This window comes from Paenibacillus durus, assembly GCF_000756615.1.
Taxonomy (GTDB): Bacteria; Bacillota; Bacilli; order Paenibacillales; family Paenibacillaceae; genus Paenibacillus_AQ; species Paenibacillus_AQ durus.
On sequence record NZ_CP009288.1, the window covers coordinates 3181005 to 3201348 of the forward strand.

Genomic DNA, 20344 nt, shown 5'->3' on the forward strand with positions numbered 1-20344 from the left:
ATGGTGAAAACAAAGCTGAAACCAAAGGGCGCTTACGAAGACAAGCCTGCTTCAACAGACAATGGGGCCTATGAGCTTATTGTGCTGACTGCGAAAACCGCAAGAGCCCTTCAGCAAAAAATAATTGATCTGGAACAATGGCTGGAGCAGCAATCCGGTCAAGAGATTGACCTCTTAAATGTGGCTTATACTTTACTTGCGGGAAGAAGCCATTTTCCATATCGTGCGGCAACGGCTGTCAAGAGCTTGGATGAGCTGCGGCGGATTTTACAAGCTGAAATATCTGCGGATTTCCACAGCGGGAAATGGATGAAGGGAGAACCGGGCTCAGCAAATGTGAAGGGTGATCCCTCTGCCAGTATGGAAAGAGCCGCTGAAATTATACGGGAAATCCGCTTACTTCCGGCGGAGGCACGAATAAAGCGCCGCTATCAGGAGTTAGCCGAGTTGTTCGTTGCCGGTGCCTGCGGGGATTTAGGAGCGCTTTATGCGGACCAGCGCTGCCATAAGCTCTCTTTGCCTGCTTATCCGTTCGCCCGGGACCGTTATTGGGTTCCCGATGCGCCGGCAGAGGCAAAAAAAGCCGAAGCTGGAGCAGGTTCAGAAGCACTTGGAAGCAAGGGCAATGCCCGCTGGGCTGAGGTGCTGCATCCTTTGATTGACAGCAATTGCTCCACTGTTGCAGCATTAAGCTTTCACAAAACCTTCTACCCGCATGAGTTCTTCCTGGCGGATCACCAAGTGGAAGGCGAAGGCGTGCTGCCGGGCGTGGCTTACCTGGAAATGGCGCGGGCTGCCGGAACCATTGCCAATCCCGGCGCGGTCGTCAACAAGCTGACGGATATCATTTGGCTGCAGCCTTTCAGAATGTCGAAAGGTGAACGGCTCAAAGATGCAACGCTCCGTCTGCTTCCTGCGGCAGAACGGTCAGGCGCATTTCAATATGAAATGAGCACAACCAATCATGAAGGTCAGCGGATCGTGAACGGCAAGGGCGTGATTTGCTATGACTCATCCGTGGAAACTCTGAAACCACAGTACATCGATGTGGATTTGATTAAGTCCAGATGCACTGTGACTATGGATAAGGAGGCTTGTTATGCCGCTTTCCGGCAAAGAGGGCTTCAGTTGGGAAGGTCTTTTCAGGCATTAACGGAGCTTCATCATAATGATACGGAAACGTTGGCTTATCTGGAGCTTCCTGACTCGTTGGAGGAACAATTCTCCCGTTACCTGCTCCATCCTTCCTTAATGGACGGGGCGCTGGAGGCTGTGATAGGGCTCGTTCATTCCGGTGACGCAAGTGCGCTTTCCCTGCCTTTTGCCATCGATGAAATCGAAATACGCTCGCCGCTTCCCAAGGATTGCCTCGCCTATGTTACCAATAGTGAAGTACAGCAGGAAGACCGGCACAGCCGCAAGTTTGATGTCCAGCTTACCGATAAGGACGGCATGGTACTGGTCTCTGTTACGGGCTTTACATTAAAGGTAGTGGAACCGGCACAGATATCGGCTGGTACGGATGAGGTTCTGTATTACAAGCCGATCTGGGAAAAGACGCCTATATGGCAGATTGGTGCGGATATGGTAACAACTTCCGTTTCCGCATCAGGAGCACACAGCCTAACTGTTATCTTCAACGACGAGTCATTGTACCGTTCACTTGCTGTGACAGAAGCTTTTCTGAACGGGAATAAGCAGGCCCTATTTATCGAGCACGGGGACTACAAGGAAAAAGCGGATGGAGGATTTTCTCTTCATTTTGCTCAAAAAGATGATTTCAAAAGAATGCTGCACTCGCTGAAGCGGAACCATAAGTTGCCGGACGAAATTCTTTTTGCCGCATCCAAAAGCACGCGATCTGCCGCAACGCATCCGCAGGATGAATTTACAGGTGAACTGCGGGCTTCTCTTCAGCCCGTGATTTACTTGCTTCAGTCCCTAATGGACATGAAGCTGGAAACACAAACGCAGGTGCTCTATCTGTGTCCCGCAAATGAATCTCCCAGCGCCTATAGTACCTTGCATACGGCGTTAAGCGCTTTGGGGAAGACGGTTCAGCTTGAGAACAGCCGTCTGCAATTCAGACTCCTGGAATGGCGGGAAGATGTGCCGGACAAGCAGAGAGTTGCGCTAGTGCAGCAGGAGCTTGCAGAGAAGAACCGCGAGGAGGTTCATATTCGTTATTCCGGCGGGACCAGAGAGTGCCTGCACTGGAAAGAGACTCTACTGAAACCGCAGGCCGCTGAAGAACTCGCAGTACGCAGGGACGGCACTTATCTGATTACCGGAGGTGCCGGTGGACTGGGGCTGATATTTGCTGAGCATTTTGCTGAGCAGGCAAGTCCGACTTTAATTTTGACCGGCCGTTCGCCGTTAACGGAGTTTCAGCAGAATAAGCTGCAGGAGATCAGAGCCAAGGGAGCGACTGTTGAATACCGGATGGCGGATGTGAATATCAGAACAGAGGTACAGTCTTTGATGGCATACATTCATGACCAAGGGTATTCATTAACAGGGATTATTCACGCAGCAGGCATTACGAGGGACGGATATCTTGCTGGTAAAGATGCGGAAGATTTCTGGAAGGTCATTGAACCTAAGACTGCCGGAACTGTTTTTCTCGACGAGGCGACCAAAGATTTGGCTCTGGAGTTCTTTGTGTTATTCTCTTCCATTGCAGCCGTGACCGGCAATGCCGGGCAGGCCGATTATGCATATGCGAATGGCTATATGGATCATTTTGCGGAAGTTAGAGAGTACTGGAGACACCAAGGCATCCGTTCCGGGAAGACGTTGTCCATCAACTGGCCGCTGTGGGCCAATGGCGGAATGCGGATGGAGGATTCCACGCTTGCCTTATACAGCCGGACTTCCGGCATGATCCCGCTGGACACATTGAAGGGGATAGAAGCTTTTGAAAAAGGGCTTTCGCTTACGGAATCTTCTCAATTCGGAATTGTTCAGGGGGACAAAGGAAAGCTGCGCCGCCTGCTCGAACTGGATCAAGCACTCTTAAATTCCGAGCAGCGTGTCCAGCATAAGGTTGTCCAGCCCAACGAAGATGAGCTTGCAACAGCTCTTAATGGCAATCTGGTTGCCATAGTAAGCGCATTGACGAAGGTTAAGGCACATGATATCTTTCCGCATAAGGCGCTCAGCGAGTATGGATTCCATTCTATTAATCTGGCTGAATTTGCCGACAGGATCAACACGGAGTACGAGCTGCGGCTCAATCCGTCTATTTTCTTTGAATATGCTACGCTGGAGGCTCTTGCGAGCTTTCTGCTGAATGATCATAAAGAAGCGGTAACAGCAAGACATACAGAGTCATTTGCGGCGCCTTCAGACTTAATGGATGCTGCGGAGAACGGCAATCAGGCTTCAGATAAAGCTGTGGATAAGCCTTTCATCGCTGCCGAACCTGCGGCTCCCGAAAAGCCTGTATCCAAGCCCGATAAACCTCAAGTTCGCGAAGAGGATGTGGCGATTATCGGAATGGCCGGGCTAATGCCGCAGAGCGAAGATCTGGGTCAATTCTGGGAGCATCTTAGCTCGCAAAAGAATCTGGTCACGGAAATCCCGCCGGAGCGCTGGGATTGGAAGTCTTTCTACAGCGAGACGAATGAGCCTAACACCTCGCCGTCCAAATGGGGAGGGTTCCTCAAGGAAGTGGATACCTTCGATGCAGGCTGGTTCGGCATATCACCTGCTGAGGCAGAACTGATGGACCCGCAGCAGCGGTTATTCCTGCAAACAGTGTGGTCAACCATTGAGGATGCAGGCTATAAAGCTTCTGCGTTGTCCGGCTCCCGGACAGGGGTGTTCGTCGGTGTAGGAACGATGGATTATTATGATGTGCTGCTTGCGAATGGCATCAATATAGAACCGCATTTCTCAACGGGCAATTCCCACAGTGTTCTGGCTAACCGGATCTCTTATCTGCTTAACTTCCACGGTCCGAGTGAACCTGTCAATACAGCCTGCTCCAGCTCATTGGTAGCCATACACAGAGCTGTACAGAGCATTAGCAGCGGGGAATCCGAACTAGCCATTGCCGGCGGCGTCAACGTGATGGCCAGTCCGCTGTTGTATTTGGCCTTTGGAAAGTCCGGGATGCTGAGCAAGGACGGAGAATGCCGCACCTTTGACCATAGAGCCAACGGTTATGTGCGGGGCGAAGGGGCAGGGGCCATTCTTCTCAAGCCCTTGAGTAAAGCGATAAAAGACCGGGATCATATTTATGGTGTCGTAAAAGGATCGGCCGTTAACCACGGCGGCAGAGCGAATTCCCTGACTGCACCCAATGTAAACGCCCAAGCGGAGTTATTGGTAGAGGCATACGGCAAAGCCGATGTATCTCCGGCGACCGTAACTTATATTGAGGCGCACGGAACCGGGACGCCACTTGGTGATCCGGCTGAAATCAACGGGCTGAAGAAAGCCTTTAGCACCTTGGGCAAGCTGCGCGGGGAACCTGCTCCGTTGGCCAGATATTGCGGTGTTGGTTCTGTGAAGACCAATATCGGCCATTTAGAGACTGCGGCAGGCATTGCCGGGGTAATCAAGGTTTTGTTAGCCATGAAGAACGGCACTATTCCGGGAAATGTGCATTTTGAAGGACTGAACCCTTATATCGAATTAGAGGGCAGTCCATTTTACGTTGCCGACACGACGCAGTCATGGGCGAAATTGACGGATGCCCGGGGCAACACCATTCCCCGCAGAGCCGGTATCAGCTCCTTCGGATTTGGCGGGGCCAATGCGCATGTGATTCTGGAGCAATATGAGGATGAACCTGTAGCCGCTGACGGCTATAACGAGCATCGGACCGGCGGTGAACTGCAAATCGTTATTTTATCCGCAAAAAGCAAGGAACAGCTTAATGAATACGCCCGGAAATTACTGAAGTTCCTTGATGTGGAGGGGCAGCACAATGTGAAGTTATTGCTGTCCGACTTGGCCTTTACCCTCCAGACCGGGCGCGAGGAAAGCGATGAAAGATTAGCTGTGGTGGTGGATGATTTAAATAAGCTGCGAGCTTTGTTATCCCTGTACTGTACAGGGACAGAGCAAGCGGATGGCCTGTTTACAGGAATGGCCAAGGCCAATAGGGGATTAGGAGAACCGGAAAGCGTTGCTTCGGTACAAGACGGGAAGTCCGATCCTTACCAGCTTGCCCGCTCCTGGGTTCAGGGGGCGCTCATCCCGTGGACAGATTTACAGAAGGGCTTTCCTTGCCGCCGGCTTTCCTTGCCGACTTATCCTTATGCCAAGGAACGATATTGGGCGGGTAATAAGACTACGTTCCCTATTTTCAAGCATGATACTTCTGTGGAACCGCAGCTTCATCCCTTGATTGGACAGAATACATCCAGCCTGTATGAGCAGAAATTTAGCACGCGGCTCTCGGGAGAGGAGTTTTTTTTCAAAGATCATGTGATTGGGGGAACGCGGATTTTGCCAGGCGCGGCCTATCTGGAAATGGCCCGGGCGGCTGGTGAGATTGCCGGGGAGCAGCAGGTCAGCAAGCTGAGAAATGTAATTTGGCTGCAGCCGATGACCATCACTGGAGAAGCCTGCGGGATAACGACCACTTTAGTCCCTAAAGGAGCATTCGTGGAGGCCCAAATCAGGTCTGCCCATGCGAAAGATTTCGTTTACGCACAAGGAAATATTATCCTGGGGGATTCTCGGGAGACGGCGGATTCTTCAGGGAATGGACTGAAACTGAACATTCCAGCAATCATCAAAAGCTGTGATGCTCCTGTTTCGGGAGAAGTATGTTACCGGAAATTATATGAGATGGGATTCCAGTATGGCCGGTCGCTGCGCGTAATTCAGGAGCATGGAAGCAGGAACAATCAGGAAGCTTGGGCTTATCTTTCGCTGCCAGCCGAAATAGCCGATACATTGACGAGCTACAAACTGCATCCTTCTTTAGTGGACGGCACACTGCAGAGCGCATTACTGATGGGGACTGGCGGTACATCCCTTGGAAACAGTAAATTCCTGCCTTTCGCACTGGATGAATTGGAACTGATCAGGCCGCTTGTACCAGAGTGCTTCTGCCATATTGTTTCCGTAGAGGAGTCAGGTAAGCAGATATCGTCTCTCAGAAAATATAATCTTGCCATTGCCGACAGAGCAGGTAATCTGTTGGTTCGAATGAACGGTTTTTCGTCCCGGTTGGTGCAGACCTCAGTACCGGAGATGAAGGCGGTAGAAGATGAAGTGTTGGATATACTGTATAAACTTCAGCGCGGCGATGTGGACTTGAATGAAGCCGAACGTTTAGCGGAGGGAAGTGTACTGTGAGCCGGAAGACAAAAAGACAAATCTTCAGTATGGTTCAAGCTAATCAAATTACACCGGAACAAGGTAAACAAATGTTAATGGAGCTTCAGACCGGAAGCAGCAGCCAGAAAGAAGATGAAATTCACCTTTATCAGCCCTCTTGGACACAATCAGCTATAAAAAGCGATCCGGAAGCGGAACATCGACCGGGGAATTTGCTCATTTTTGATGAAAACCATGGACTTTCTCAACTAATTGAGGAATATGCCGGACAGAAGGCCCGGCTGTGTTGTACCGTGATCCAACAAGGTGATGCTTACGCCAAATTGGCAGACGGTTCATACCGGATTCGGGTGGATGTTCCCGGGGATTATGAGCAATTGCTGGCTGATCTGAAGCTGGGTGAGATAGACTCCCCCCAAATCCTTCATGCCTGGTCCCGTGGTACCAATTCCGACTTGTCCTCTGATAAGGTAAACGAACAACTGGCCAAAGGGTTCTATTCGCTTCTTTATCTGACTCAAGCGCTGCTTCGTCTAAAGATCACGTCTCCGCTTCCGCTGCTGTATTTGCATACGTCGGAGCCGGCTCAGATTCAGCCGGTGTATGCAGCTGTTGGCGCTTTGATTCGCACCATCAGACTTGAGCAGCCTAACTTTCTGTTCAAAAGTGTTCAACTGGAGTCATTATCTGAATCAACAGGTACAGGTAATTCAGACTTATCCCGGATTGTTCAGCACTTGCTTACTGAGCTTGCAGAGCAAGGCGGAACCTCCCGCGAAGTGAAATATATAGGACATCACCGTTATGTAAGGTCGATCCAAGAAATGAATTCTCAGGAGTTTAATCAAGAAATACCGCTCGTGCGTGGCGGTACGTATCTAATTACCGGTGGCTGCGGCGGATTGGGGTCTCTTGTTGCCAAGCATTTTGCGGACCGCTACAAGGCTAACCTGATTCTGAATGGCAGATCAGAAGCAGACAAGCGGATAGACAAGCAACTGGAAGAATTACAGCGTTTAGGATCATCCGCCATTTATGTGCAAGCGGATCTATCCGTTGAAGCGGAAACCAAGCAACTGATCCATGCCGCCAAAGAGAAGTTCGGAGCATTGAACGGCATTATCCATTGTGCGGGTTTATTGCAGGATGCATTTATTCTCAATAAAAAGAGAGAACAAGCAGAGCTGGTGCTTACGCCTAAGGTAATGGGTACGATCCATTTGGACGAAGCCGCCAAAGACGAGGAACTGGATGTGTTTGTGCTATTTTCTTCCATATCCTCGCTGCTGGGAAATATAGGGCAAAGCGATTACGCTTATGCCAACGCCTTTATGGACCATTTTGCAGAGATGAGAAACTCTCTGGTTCATCGTCATGCGAGACATGGGAGAACCTTGGGCATTAACTGGCCTCTATGGGCAAGCGGTGGTATGGAGATCAGCCCGGCACAGGAAAGTTGGATGAAGAATTCACTCGATATTTCCATCATGGAGACAGACCAGGGTCTAAGCGCTTTGGAGACCAGTTTATGTGCCGGAAACGGAGTTAATCAAATCCTGGCGGTCACGGGAACAGGCAGTGCGGCGGCCACAGGGTTGCTTGAACTGTACCAGGGTAAGGAAACGCAGAGAATTCAGACTTCCGAGAAGATGAAGAAAACGAAGACAGAGAACGTAGCGGCTCATCCCGCAAGCCCTAAGCTCAAAGAATACGCTGAGCAGATGTTAATTAAACTGCTGGCGAAGACAACCAAATATCCGGCAACCGGGATCAAGGCCGATCAGGCCTTTGAGCATTATGGCGTTGACTCCATGATTGTGATGGCGATGAACCGGGAGCTGGAGGCCGATTTTGGAGAACTGTCCAAAACGCTGCTGTTCGAATATCAAAATATAGGTGAGCTTGCCGCCTATTTTGCCGACAACCATTCCGGGGTGTTAACGCAGCTTGCGGGCCTTAAGGACAATGAACCAACCGCTGCCGAAAGAAACGAAGCCGCGCCGCCTAAGGAGCAAAAAGAGCTTATTTCTGCGAAATCATCAAGATTCGCTGTTTCCGGACAAGTTTCTGTATCAAGCGCCAAACCTAAAGAAGAGAAGCGGGAAAGCGGCGATATTGCCGTGATCGGGGTCAGCGGACGCTATCCGTTAGCCCGGAATACATCGGAATTCTGGGATAACCTGCAAAATGGCCGGGATTGCATTACGGAGATTCCACAGGACCGTTGGGATGCGCTTGCCGCCTACACGGAAGATGTGAACGATAAATCGAAGTCCTATTCAAAATGGGGCGGATTTATTGCCGACGCGGACAAGTTCGATCCATTGTTTTTCAGTATTTCTCCTAAAGAAGCGATCATCATGGACCCGCAGGAACGAATCTTCCTGGAGACTGTGTGGCAGACGCTGGAGGACGCGGGTTATCCCAAATCCTCGCTAAATCATGCCAAAGCTGGCGTGTTCGTTGGGGTTATGTACGGCCAGTATCAATTGTTCGGTGCAAGCAGCGACGGTACTTCCTTGGCTCCGACCTCGTCGTATGCATCCATCGCTAACCGCGTATCGTATTTTTTCAACTTTCACGGTCCTAGTATTGCACTGGATACGATGTGTTCCTCATCTCTGACTGCGGTTCATTTGGCGTGTGACAGTATCCGCAGCGGGGAGAGTGAAATCGCTGTAGCAGGTGGAGTCAACTTGTCGATCCATCCGCAAAAATATCTGATGCTCAGCCAGCAAAGATTCCTTTCCACAGATGGCCGCTGCCGGACCTTTGGTGAAGGCGGAGACGGATATGTGCCCGGTGAAGGTTCTGGAGCCGTTCTGCTGAAGCCGCTGCACAAAGCCATTGCTGATGGAGATCGCATATACGCGGTGATCAAAGGAAGCACGATGAATCATGGGGGCAAAACGAATGGGTATTCCGTCCCTAACCCGAACGCTCAAGCGGATCTGATCACAGATGCCTTGAAGGAGACCGGAATCCACCCGAGAACGATTAGTTATATGGAAGCCCATGGAACCGGAACTTCGTTAGGCGATCCTATCGAAATTACCGGCCTTACCAAGGCGTTCGGCAAGTTTACCGGAGATACCGGCTTCTGTGCGATTGGTTCCGTCAAGTCAAACATAGGACATGCCGAATCGGCTGCCGGGATTGCGGGCTTAACGAAGCTCTTATTACAGTTTCAGCATAAGCTGCTGGTGCCTTCTCTGCATTCGGAAACGCCGAATCCCAATATCCGGTTTGACCGCTCTCCCTTTAGTGTCCAGCTGGAGCTGACGGAATGGAAAAGACCAGTGGTCTCGATTGACGGAGAGGAAAGGGAGTATCCGCGCCGCGCGGGAATTAGCGCCTTCGGAGCGGGTGGAGCCAATGTGCATGTGCTGCTGGAAGAATACAGCGCTGATGCTGCAAACGAAGCCGTGCGCGAGGCGGCAGGTCCACAATTAATTATTTTATCCGCTCAAAATAAAGAGCGCCTGAGCGAATACGCTGAAGAATTCGCCAATTATTTGAACAAGGCATTAAACGGGCCGTTGAACAATACCATTGAATCCGCTGCGGTTCCAACTGGGTCCCGTAATCAGGAGAAGATCACGCAGGAACTGGCTTCCATCCGTTCAGTAGTGCTGGAAATCGCCGCTGATATTCTGCAAATGGACAAAAGCGAACTGGATGCAGAGGCTAGTCTGCAGGACGGTTGGCTGCAGGGCAGTGAATTAATCAGGTTAACCGAGGAATTGCAAAAGCGTTATGCGTGGCCTTCGGAGGTTCATGATTTAATCACCGCTCCATCACTGGAGTCGGTGGTGGAAAGAATTGCTGACCGTTCCGCTTACCTGGGAGAGATGCACCTGACTGCCGCGGCAATCGAAGCACCGGCACGGAGCTTGCCGGATACCAAGAATTCCAGCTATGCCGCTCCGTCACTGGCCGATCTAGCCTATACGCTGCAATTGGGCCGGGAAGAAATGGAGGAAAGGCTGGCCTTGGTTGTATCGTCTCTCACCGAACTACAGGACAAGCTGTCCCGGTATGTGCAGAGTGGAGCGGATGGTGTGTCTCTGCACCATGGGAATACCAGAGCAGAGGAATCGTCGCTGCGGTTAATTATGAATGGCGAAGAGATGAGCGCCTTAATTGATCAGCTTCTTGTTAAAAAGGAGCTTGACCGTCTGGCAGCTCTTTGGGTGTGCGGGATCAAGGCCGATTGGTCCAAGCTGTATTCTTCCAGCCCTGCGTTACCGAAGAGGATATCGCTGCCCACCTACCCTTTTGCCAAAGAACGTTATTGGGTAAATGAAGCAACAGGAACAGTCAATCCATCAGGGAAGTCGGATTACCCTAGAGAAAATTTACATCCATTATTGGACGCGAACGTCTCAACGTTACAGGTTCAGAGCTTTAGTAAAATGCTGGAACAGCGGCAATGGCATTGGATGGACCATTCCGTTAAAGGGCGTACCTTATGGCCCGGGGCGGCTTACCTGGAAATGGCCCGAGCAGCGGGTGATTTATCCAATCATAACATGAGAGTCAGTGAAATCCGGAATGTGGTCTGGAGGCAGCCGTTGTACTTAATGGATACTCCTGCCAACCTCACGATAGAGCTGAGTCCTCGGGATCAAAGTGTGGAATATAACATCCTTACGGCAGCGTCCGATAGACAACCTCTGCTGCATAACAGCGGAGAACTGGTGTATGCTCAGCCGGATGATTCTGCTGCCGTACAGACCATCGAGACTGACGATATTAAGCAGAACTGTACCCTACGCTATGATCAGGAACAGTGTTATGGCCGCTTTGAACAGTTCGGTATGAGCTACGGGCCTGCTTTTCAGAGCATTCAAGAGCTTTTTTGCAGTGGGAATGAAGCTCTGAGCCTCTTGTCTTTGCCGGATCAGGTTGCTGAACACGGCTCAGAATTCGGGCTTCATCCCGCATTGCTCGACGGAGCTTTTCAGACGGTTGCCGGCATCGCTTGGGCTAATCACCAGGATGGTGAGCGGCCTTATTTGCCGTTCAGTGCGGAACGCATCACGCTGCACAGTCACCCTGTTAATCAATGTATGGTTTATGTAAAACGCGAAAGTGACAAAGGGCTGGACGACTCCGGTTTCCAGACGGTTCATTTGTATATTCTCGACCTGAATGGTCAGGTATTGGTGGATATTCAGAATTTCACATTGAAACGTTTGGCGGAAACTGCGGAGCGTACCCCACTAGATGCTGCTGCTGAAGGAAGCGATCAGGAGTTATTGTATTGCCGTCCGGTTTGGGAAGAGGACACACAGCCTGCAAGCTCTGCTGCCGCAAACGGGTCAGGAACAATGCTGCTTATCGGCGGCAGCAGTCCGATGGTGAAGAATCTGCGGAACTCCGGCAGCTACGAACATATTGTAACGGTGAACAGCGGTGAATACTACCGCTGCAAGGACGAGAACAGCTATGAGGTCAGACAGGGAAGTGAGCAGGACTATGGACAGCTCCTGCATCATCTGAAGCAGAACCATAATCTGCCTGACACCATCCTGTTTGCTTGTCCGGACAGCCGATTCACATTAGATATGCAGGAGCTTTCGGAACAACTCAGCCAATCTCTGTATCACCTGTTTGCGTTCAGTAAAGCATGGGCGGCAGACCACGTGAAACCTAATACAAGGCTTATCTGCTTATATCATACTGAACGGGGTGAACCTCAACCGCTGTATGCGGCTTTGAGCGGTTTCATCAGAACGTTGCAGCTCGAATACCCGCAAATGCGCTGCAAAGTTATAGAGGTTAAGAACAGCGCTTCAAGCGGCTTCTACGATGATTCGGAAGTGATGATTCAGGAGAGCCAACCGCCTCTGGATCATGACATTGAGGTCAGGTATGAAGGCAAGCGGAGATTCGTTAAACGTCTGCTGGAGCAGGAAGAAGCGGAGATTCCTGTTGCTGCTCTGCCGCTTGTTGATGGCGGCACCTATATTATTACGGGCGGCTTAGGCGGGCTGGGCTTTATCTTTGCCCGTTACTTAGCAGCTAAAGCACGCTGTAATCTTGTACTTACCGGCCGCTCGATGTTGAATGAGACAATCGAAAGCCGTTTATCGGAGATCAACGGGCAGGGAACGCAGACCATTTATGTTCAGGCCGATGTGACAGACAAGGAGGATGTACACCGCCTGGTTGAGCTCGTGAAGAACCGCTTTGGGCGTATCGACGGCCTGCTCCATAGTGCCGGTAATATCCGGGATGCACTGTTAGTGAACAAAAGCCGCCAAAAAATGGAGAATGTCATTCAGCCGAAGGTACACGGGACTCTAATTCTGGATGAAGCTTTGCGGCATGAACCGCTGGCCTTCTTTGCGCTGTTCTCCTCAATGGTTGCTTTGCAGGGCAATGCCGGACAAAGTGACTATGCTTATGCTAATAGCTTCCTGGAACACTATGCGGATGTGAGAACAAGCTCGGGAAGACCCGGCAAGACGGTTGTGATTCACTGGCCTCAATGGGCCGAGGGCGGAATGAAGCCGGACGAAATGACGATCGGGCACCTCAAGCAAGCGGGTATTTTCCCTCTTGGCACAAAGCAGGGAATCGAAGCTTTTGAGCTTATTCTACAATCTACGGGCAGTCTTAATGTAGGTGTATTATCCGGAAACCGCGACAAGATCAGAGAATCCTTAAACCGTTTTAACGGTAAGGACATAGTGAACACTGCTTTTGCACAGATACAACCGAAAGCAAATGGCCCTGCTGCCGGTAATACTTCGAACTTGAAGCGCAAAGCAGAACAACTGCTCAAGGAAGCCGTTGCGGACATCGTTAAACTGCCAGTGGCAAGGGTCGATATCCGGGAAAGCTTCGAAAGATACGGACTGGATTCTGTGATGAGCATGGATTTGACACGTGAGCTGGAGCGGGTGTTTGGCATTCTTCCCAAGACACTGTTTTTTGAATACCGCACGATTTCAGCTTTGGCTGACCACTTCGTGAGCGACTATGCCGATGCGTTAACAGCATGGGGCCAGACGATTGGGACACAGGTGAAATTGGCAGAAAATAGAGTTAAAGAACCATCTAATAAAGCGGAGGTACGGTTAAGTTCTACAGCACACGGAACTGCTGCGCCGCATCCGGCAAAGCGATTCCTGAAAGACCTCCCAGCCTTACAGTCCACAAAAGAGATCCCGGGGTCTCAGGACATCGCCATTATCGGATTAAGCGGCAAATACCCGATGGCTGACACATTGGAACAGTTCTGGACGAATCTAAAAGCGGGCAAAGACTGTATTACGGAAATTCCAGCGGATCGATGGGATTACCGGCAGTATTATGATCCCGATAAGGATCGTAAAGGGAAGTCTTACAGCAAGTGGGGAGGTTTTATTAACGATGTGGACAAGTTCGATCCGCTGTTTTTTCAAATCTCCCCCAGAGATGCCGTATTCATGGACCCGCAGGAGCGGCTGTTTCTGGAAACGGTATGGCGTGTAATCGAAGATTCGGGTTATTCCCGACAACAGCTCGATAAGCATACCGTCGGCATGTTCGCGGGAGTCATGTATGGACAATACCAACTGCTGGGTGCGGAGGAATATGCCAAAGGCAATGAAGTCGTCGCGGGCTCCTCGCATGCTTTTGTGGCTAACCGGGCCTCCTACTTTTTTAATTTCACGGGTCCGAGTATTGCGGTGGATACGATGTGTTCTTCTTCCCTGACGGCTATTCATCTGGCCTGCGACAGCATCCGCCGGGGAGAATGTGAGCTGGCGGTAGCCGGCGGGGTGAACCTGAGCATTCATCCTCATAAATATTTGCTGCTCAGCCAGAGCAAATTCACTTCAAGCGACGGCAAATGCCGCAGCTTTGGCGAGGGTGGCGATGGATACGTACCCGGTGAAGGTGCAGGGGCTGTGTTATTAAAGCCATTCCATCAAGCGGTTATGGACCGCGATAACATTTATGGAGTGATAAAGGGAACCGCGCTGAATCATGGAGGCAGGACTACCGGCGTAACCGTGCCTAATCCTGTAGCGCAGGGTAATGTCATCGCCGCTGCTCTGACCCGGGCCCATATTGATCCGCTTACAATTTCTTATATTGAAGCGCATGGCACTGGTACGGCATTGGGAGATCCGCTGGAAATCAGCGGCCTGGTGAAAGCCTATGACGGCGATCCCAATAAATCAGCTTGTGCTATTGGGTCGGTCAAATCCAACATCGGCCATTTGGAGTCCGCTGCCGGTATAGCTGCTCTGACCAAAGTGCTGCTGCAGCTCAAGCACAGACAATTGGTGCCTTCGATTCACGCCGATGTTACGAATGCTCATATCAAGTTTGAGGATACCCGGTTTAGGGTACAGCGGGAATTGGCGGAATGGGGCGACGGCACAAGCGGAAGCACCGCTCCGAGAAGAGCGGGAATCAGTTCATTTGGCGCGGGCGGCTCCAATGCGCATCTGATCGTTGAGGAATTCATCCCTGCTTATGATATCGCCGGGGATGATATTTGCTCACCGCAGATTATTGTACTCTCAGCTAAAGATAGAGCAAGACTGCGGCAAAGTGCGCTGCAGCTGCGCGATTATCTGGTTGAGCTGCTGGCTGACCAGCAGCAGGATTCATCGATCCGCTTGCGGGATATCGCCTTTACATTACAGGCGGGCCGCGAAGCGATGACTGAAAGATTGGCCATGGTGGTTCATTCCGTGGAGGACGCCATTCAGAGCTTGAATCAGTATGCGGAAGGTTCGATAGACATTCCTGAGCTGGTGACAGGCAGCCTTACGGAAGCCAATTCTCCGTGGAGAATCGGACCGGATGATGAAGACGGATTGTATGTTCAAAGCGTAATTAATGCCGGGAACTGGCACAAGGTAATCCGATTATGGGTGAATGGAACAGAGATCGACTGGGATCTGCTGCATGGCAATGCCCGTCCGCGCCGGATTTCCTTGCCGGGGCACCCGTTTGAACGCAAACGGTATTGGATTGAGCAAAGCGGTCATAGAGTCAACAGCGGCCGTGCTTTTTTACATCCATTGATTGATTCGGTAGAGGCTCATTTAAGTGTTGGAGAAGGCATTGTCTTTCAGAAATCCTTTGATGCGGCGCATCCTCTCTTGAATGATCACCGGGTTCTGAGCCAACCGGTACTTGCGGGAGCATGTTATCTGGCGTTGGTGCGCGCATGCGCGGGCATCTTGGCGGAGAACCCTGATGTGAACTTAAGCTTCTCTCAGGTGGTATGGAGAGAGCCGCTGCTTGTGTCAGGCCAGTCGCATAAATGCCGTATCACCCTGAAGACACAGGAGCGCGGCGGTTTCCTGTATGAAATCACCAGCCTGCTGGAGGGTAGAACGGTGGTCCATTGTACGGGCAGCTACTCTGTACAGCAGGCGGATCATAGCGCTGCCGCCGGCAATAACAGTCAATCAGATGAACAATGGCTGCCGCTTGAAGAGATCAAGCAGCAAAGTGAAGAGAGCATTACTGAACAAGCATTATACCGGGCCTTTGCTCATTCAGGCTTGAGCTATGGTCCGCATTATCAGACAGTAGAGCACATATGGTGCAGCGCTTCATCGGTACTGGGCCGGATCAGCTTAAAGAGCGCGAATGATGAATTGGAGCAGGAGACGCTCCACCCGGCTGTTTTGGATGGCGCTTTGCAGACCATCGCCGGGTTTGCCTTTGCAGGCCAGCATGAACAGCGTACGATGGCGATGCCTTTTTCCATTGAGCGGATGGACATGATAACTTCAGTTGGAAAGAGCGGATACGCTTATGTTCAGAAAGCGGCGGAGCACAAATATCATATCGCGATCACAGATGATGCGGGCAGAGTGTGCATCAAGCTGTACGGCGTGACGGTTCGGGAGCCAAAGCATCAAGAACAGAAAGACCAAAGCTCCTATTATGTCCCGGATTGGCAGGAAGCGCCTGAAGTGGAAAATCGTCCAGAAGCATCGCGCAAGGGCGGAATTCTCATTGTATCGTCACCAGAAGATACAGCAGCAGCACTGGCCTTGAAAGAGCATTATTCCGGCCTTGCACAAGATGGTCCTGCACCGCTAGTGGTACAATTGGACTCAGGATTTGTGCGAACTTCTGCCGATGAATATCCGGTACGCAGAGAATGGCTGTCCCTTGACACTAGGGATGCTTCAGCACTGAAAGATGTACTGGATACGTTCCGAACCTCAGGTCTCGCCGCTATGTATTTCTTAGCAGGCTTACATCATCATTCTGAGCAGGCTGACAGCATCCGGGAAACAGAGCTCGCTGAAGAGCTGGGTGTTATATCTTTATTCCGAATTCTTAAAGTGTTGTCAGCACAAACGTATGCATCCGACCCTATTGAGATTAAAGTGGTCACTGCCAATACCTTCAAAGTGGAAGCCGATGTTAGCATCAGACCGCAATATGCCGCTTTGCATGGATTGGTCAAGTCAGCAGGCAAGGAATTCCCGCATTGGCAGCTAAAATATATTGATCTTGATCTCGCTGAGGCTGGCCATGAGCTTCATATCCCGTCATCGGCATGGGTTTCCAGTGTTATATCCGAACCGGGACGTTCAGGTGATGAAGTGGCGATTCGGCAAGGACAACGATATGTTCGCACGTTGGTTCCGGCTGCCTTGTCCAAGAATAACCTTACACTGTTCAGAGACAACGGGGTCTATCTGATATTGGGAGGGGCAGGCGGGATTGGACTTGAATTAAGCCGTTACCTTGCCGAAAAGCTGCAAGCCCGGATCACTCTTGTAGGCCGGCGGAAGCTAGGCGGAGAACTGGCGGAACAGCTTAAAGACATTGAAGCTTTGGGCGGTGAAGTTCTTTATGTTCAGGCCGATGCGATGAATATTGAGGACATGCGCCAGGCCGTTCAGTGCACAAAGCAGCGTTTTGGAACCATCAACGGTGTAATTCACTCGGCGATTGTGCTGGAAGACCGGACATTGGTCAATCTGGATGAGCCAACATTCCGGAAAACGCTGGGACCGAAGGTAAGCGGAAGTGTGATTTTGAACGAGGCCGTCAAGGACGAGCCGCTGGATTTCATGCTCTTTTTCTCTTCGGCCCAATCGTTTATTGGCAGCAGGGGACAGAGCAATTATGCGGCCGCTTGTACGTTCAAAGATGCTTTTGCCCAGTATTTAAATGACTTAAGGTCCTATCCGGTCAAGATTGTAAACTGGGGATATTGGGGCACCGTCGGCGCCGTCTCCGGTGAGCAGTACAGCAAACGTCTGGAGGCACAGGGCATATTCTCCATCCAACCGGCTGAAGGAATGGATGCCATTGAACGGATTTTGACCTCGCCTTTCAACCAGGTGGCTTATGTTAAGGCTGATCCAAATGCGATGCGGCAGATGGGTGCTGTGCTGGAACAACAATATAAGGTGCTCCCGCAGCAGTCTGCTTCCGTTCTTGGACATGGGGGATTTTGGCTGCCTGAAGTGCAGTCTGATCCGTTGCTATTGAACCGCCAGCGGGAGGCTCTGGCCGGGCTTGAAGCATTGGCTGTCGATCTGCTTGTGCGTTCGCTGCGGCTGCTTGGTTTGACCGCCTTAAGAGGACAACAGTTCGAGCGAGATGAGTTAAGAACCCGGCTTGGTATAGATGGGCGCTATTTCCGTCTCTTTGACAGCATAATCGCCCTGCTCACCGAGCAAGGGCTGCTGGAGCAAGAGGGGACGGTGTTAATCTGGCGGGGAAGTTCTTATTCGCCAACCGAAGATTTGCCGCTCGATGAACAGAAATTAACATCCAGACGGGATCAGTTGCTGGACAGCTATCCTGAGCTGGGAGCTTTTACCCGTCTGCTGTGGGCATGTCTTCAAAGTTATCCCGGCATTCTGACCGGACGGATTAATCCTGTAGAGATTATGTTCCCTAAGGGGTCCAAATCGTTGGTGGAGGATATTTATAAAGGGCATTATGCCGCAGATTATTATAACCGTTTGGTTGCTGACACGGTCCAGCGGTATGTGAAGCTGCGCAGCAAGGAGCATACGGGCAGACCTATCCGCATTCTTGAGGTGGGTGCAGGCACAGGGGGAACCAGCCGCTGGGTGCTTGAGGCTCTGCAATCGGTTCAAGCGGATGTTCAATATGTATATACGGATATATCCCCAGGCTTCCTTGCGCATGGCCGGCGGGAATATGGGGACCAGTATCCATTCATCGAATTTACCCTGTTTAATGCGGAGAATGAGCCGCAGCCGCAGGGGTTGGAGGCTGGAAGTATCGATCTTGTTCTGGCAACGAACGTACTTCATGCCACAAAAGATGTCGGGAACACGCTCCAGCAGTTGAAAACACTGCTCAAACCCAGCGGGCTGATCGTCATCAACGAATTGACTGCCAATCAAGTCTTTTCCACCCTTACCTTTGGGTTGACCGATGGATGGTGGCTGTTTAACGACGCCGGGCTCAGGCTGCCAGGGTCTCCGCTGCTGAGTGTTGCTTCATGGAGCAAGCTCTTGAACAAGCACGGTTATAGAGACATAAGTGTACACGGATTTACCGATACCGAGCCGGAACGTCTGGAGCAAGCGGTTATAATCGCCGTAAGCGATGGCGTTCTGAAGCGAAATACTAAAACTAAGTTATTGGCATCTTCCGCTGCTGCTGAGCGGTCTTCTTTTGCACCGCTGCTGCCAGCTTCACCCAAGCCTAAGGCTGCGGTGTTATCCCATCCCGCTCCTATGGCAGAGACGGCGGGAAAGGAAGTTGTGAATCATGTCCGGAATGTCCGTGAAGAAGCCCTGAAGTATGTTAAGCGGGTCTTTGCCGATGTATTGCATATGAATGAAGCGGATTTTGATATTCATGCTACGTTTGAGACTTACGGAGTCGATTCGCTTGTCGTGATGGACATCAACAAACAGTTTGAACAGCAATTGGGCACCCAGTCGTCCACGCTTCTTTTTGAGTATAAGACGATTGACGCTTTAGCCGAGTTCTTCAGTAATCATTATGCCCTGTATTTCACGGGGAATCCGGTTCAAGAGTCGCCGGAGAAGGCAACACAGCCGCTGCCGGGACAAGATCCTGCTCTGCTGTTCAGTGATTATCACCACGAGGGTCTTTCTAGCGCTGAACTTGTGACTGTACGGTCTGAAGCTCTGCCAAAAAGCTCATCACAGGACATAGCGATCATAGGTTTAAGCGGAAAATACCCCGGAGCAGAGACGCAGGAGCAATTCTGGGAGCTCTTACGGCGGGGGGACAGCGCGATTCGGGAAATTCCGCACGAGCGCTGGGATTCTTCCGTACATTTTAGCCCGGACCGCCATGAATCAGGCAAAAGCTACAGCAAATGGGGCGGATTTATTGAGGGAGTCGACACCTTCGATCCGCTCTTCTTCAATATCACACCGGCGGAAGCGGAAACGATGGACCCGCAGGAAAGGCAATTTCTGCAGACGGTCTGGTCGCTCTTTGAGGATGCGGGATATACAAGCGCAAGAAGGGCAAAGGATGAGCATAAGGTCGGTGTCTTTGCCGGTGCGATGAATTCGCATTACGAGTGGCTGGGCGGGGCGGCGACGGCTAGCGGCAGCAAGACCTTTGCCCGCTCCTCCTACTGGTCCATAGCTAACCGGATCTCATACTTTTTCAATCTTTTGGGGCCCAGTATGGCTGTTGACACCGCTTGCTCCTCGTCTCTGACAGCTATTCATTTGGCCTGCGAGAGTATCCGCCGGGGAGAATGCCGCACGGCAGTTGCGGGAGGCGTTAACCTTATCCTGCATCCGGTGCATTATGAGCGGTATTCCATGATGAATATGATCTCCGGGAACGACGAGTGCAGAAGCTTCGGGGAAGGTGCGGATGGCTTTGTGGATGGAGAGGGTGTTGGTGCGGTGCTGCTGAAGCCTCTGGAGGAGGCCATCCGGGATGAAAACTATATCTATGGAATTATTAAGGGGTCGGGCATCAATGCCGGTGGCAAAACAGGCGGCTATCTGGTGCCCAATCCGTCCGCCCAAGCCGGGGTTATTCGTGAAACACTGATGAAATCAGGGATAGAACCTGAGTCCAT

2 protein-coding genes (1 of these 2 running past the window's edge) are annotated in these 20344 nt (G+C 51.2%); both read left to right on the forward strand.

The features are described from left to right. Nucleotides 1-6318 (forward strand): SDR family NAD(P)-dependent oxidoreductase, encoded by a 6318-nt coding sequence (locus PDUR_RS13640; protein WP_042206750.1) that lies wholly within the window; start codon nucleotides 1-3, stop codon nucleotides 6316-6318. After that, nucleotides 6315-20344: the 5' portion of an SDR family NAD(P)-dependent oxidoreductase gene (locus PDUR_RS28775; RefSeq protein WP_042206751.1), read on the forward strand. It continues 1099 nt past the right edge of the window; 14030 of the gene's 15129 nt are visible here — the first part of the coding sequence; it begins with the start codon at nucleotides 6315-6317; the stop codon falls past the right edge of the window. The genes PDUR_RS13640 and PDUR_RS28775 overlap by 4 nt, the downstream gene beginning before the upstream one ends.

Bases quoted from the DNA above. Each gene is read 5' to 3' on its own strand.
- PDUR_RS13640 (WP_042206750.1), top strand. From the start codon at position 1: ATGGTGAAAACAAAGCTGAAACCAAAGGGCGCTTACGAAGACAAGCCT.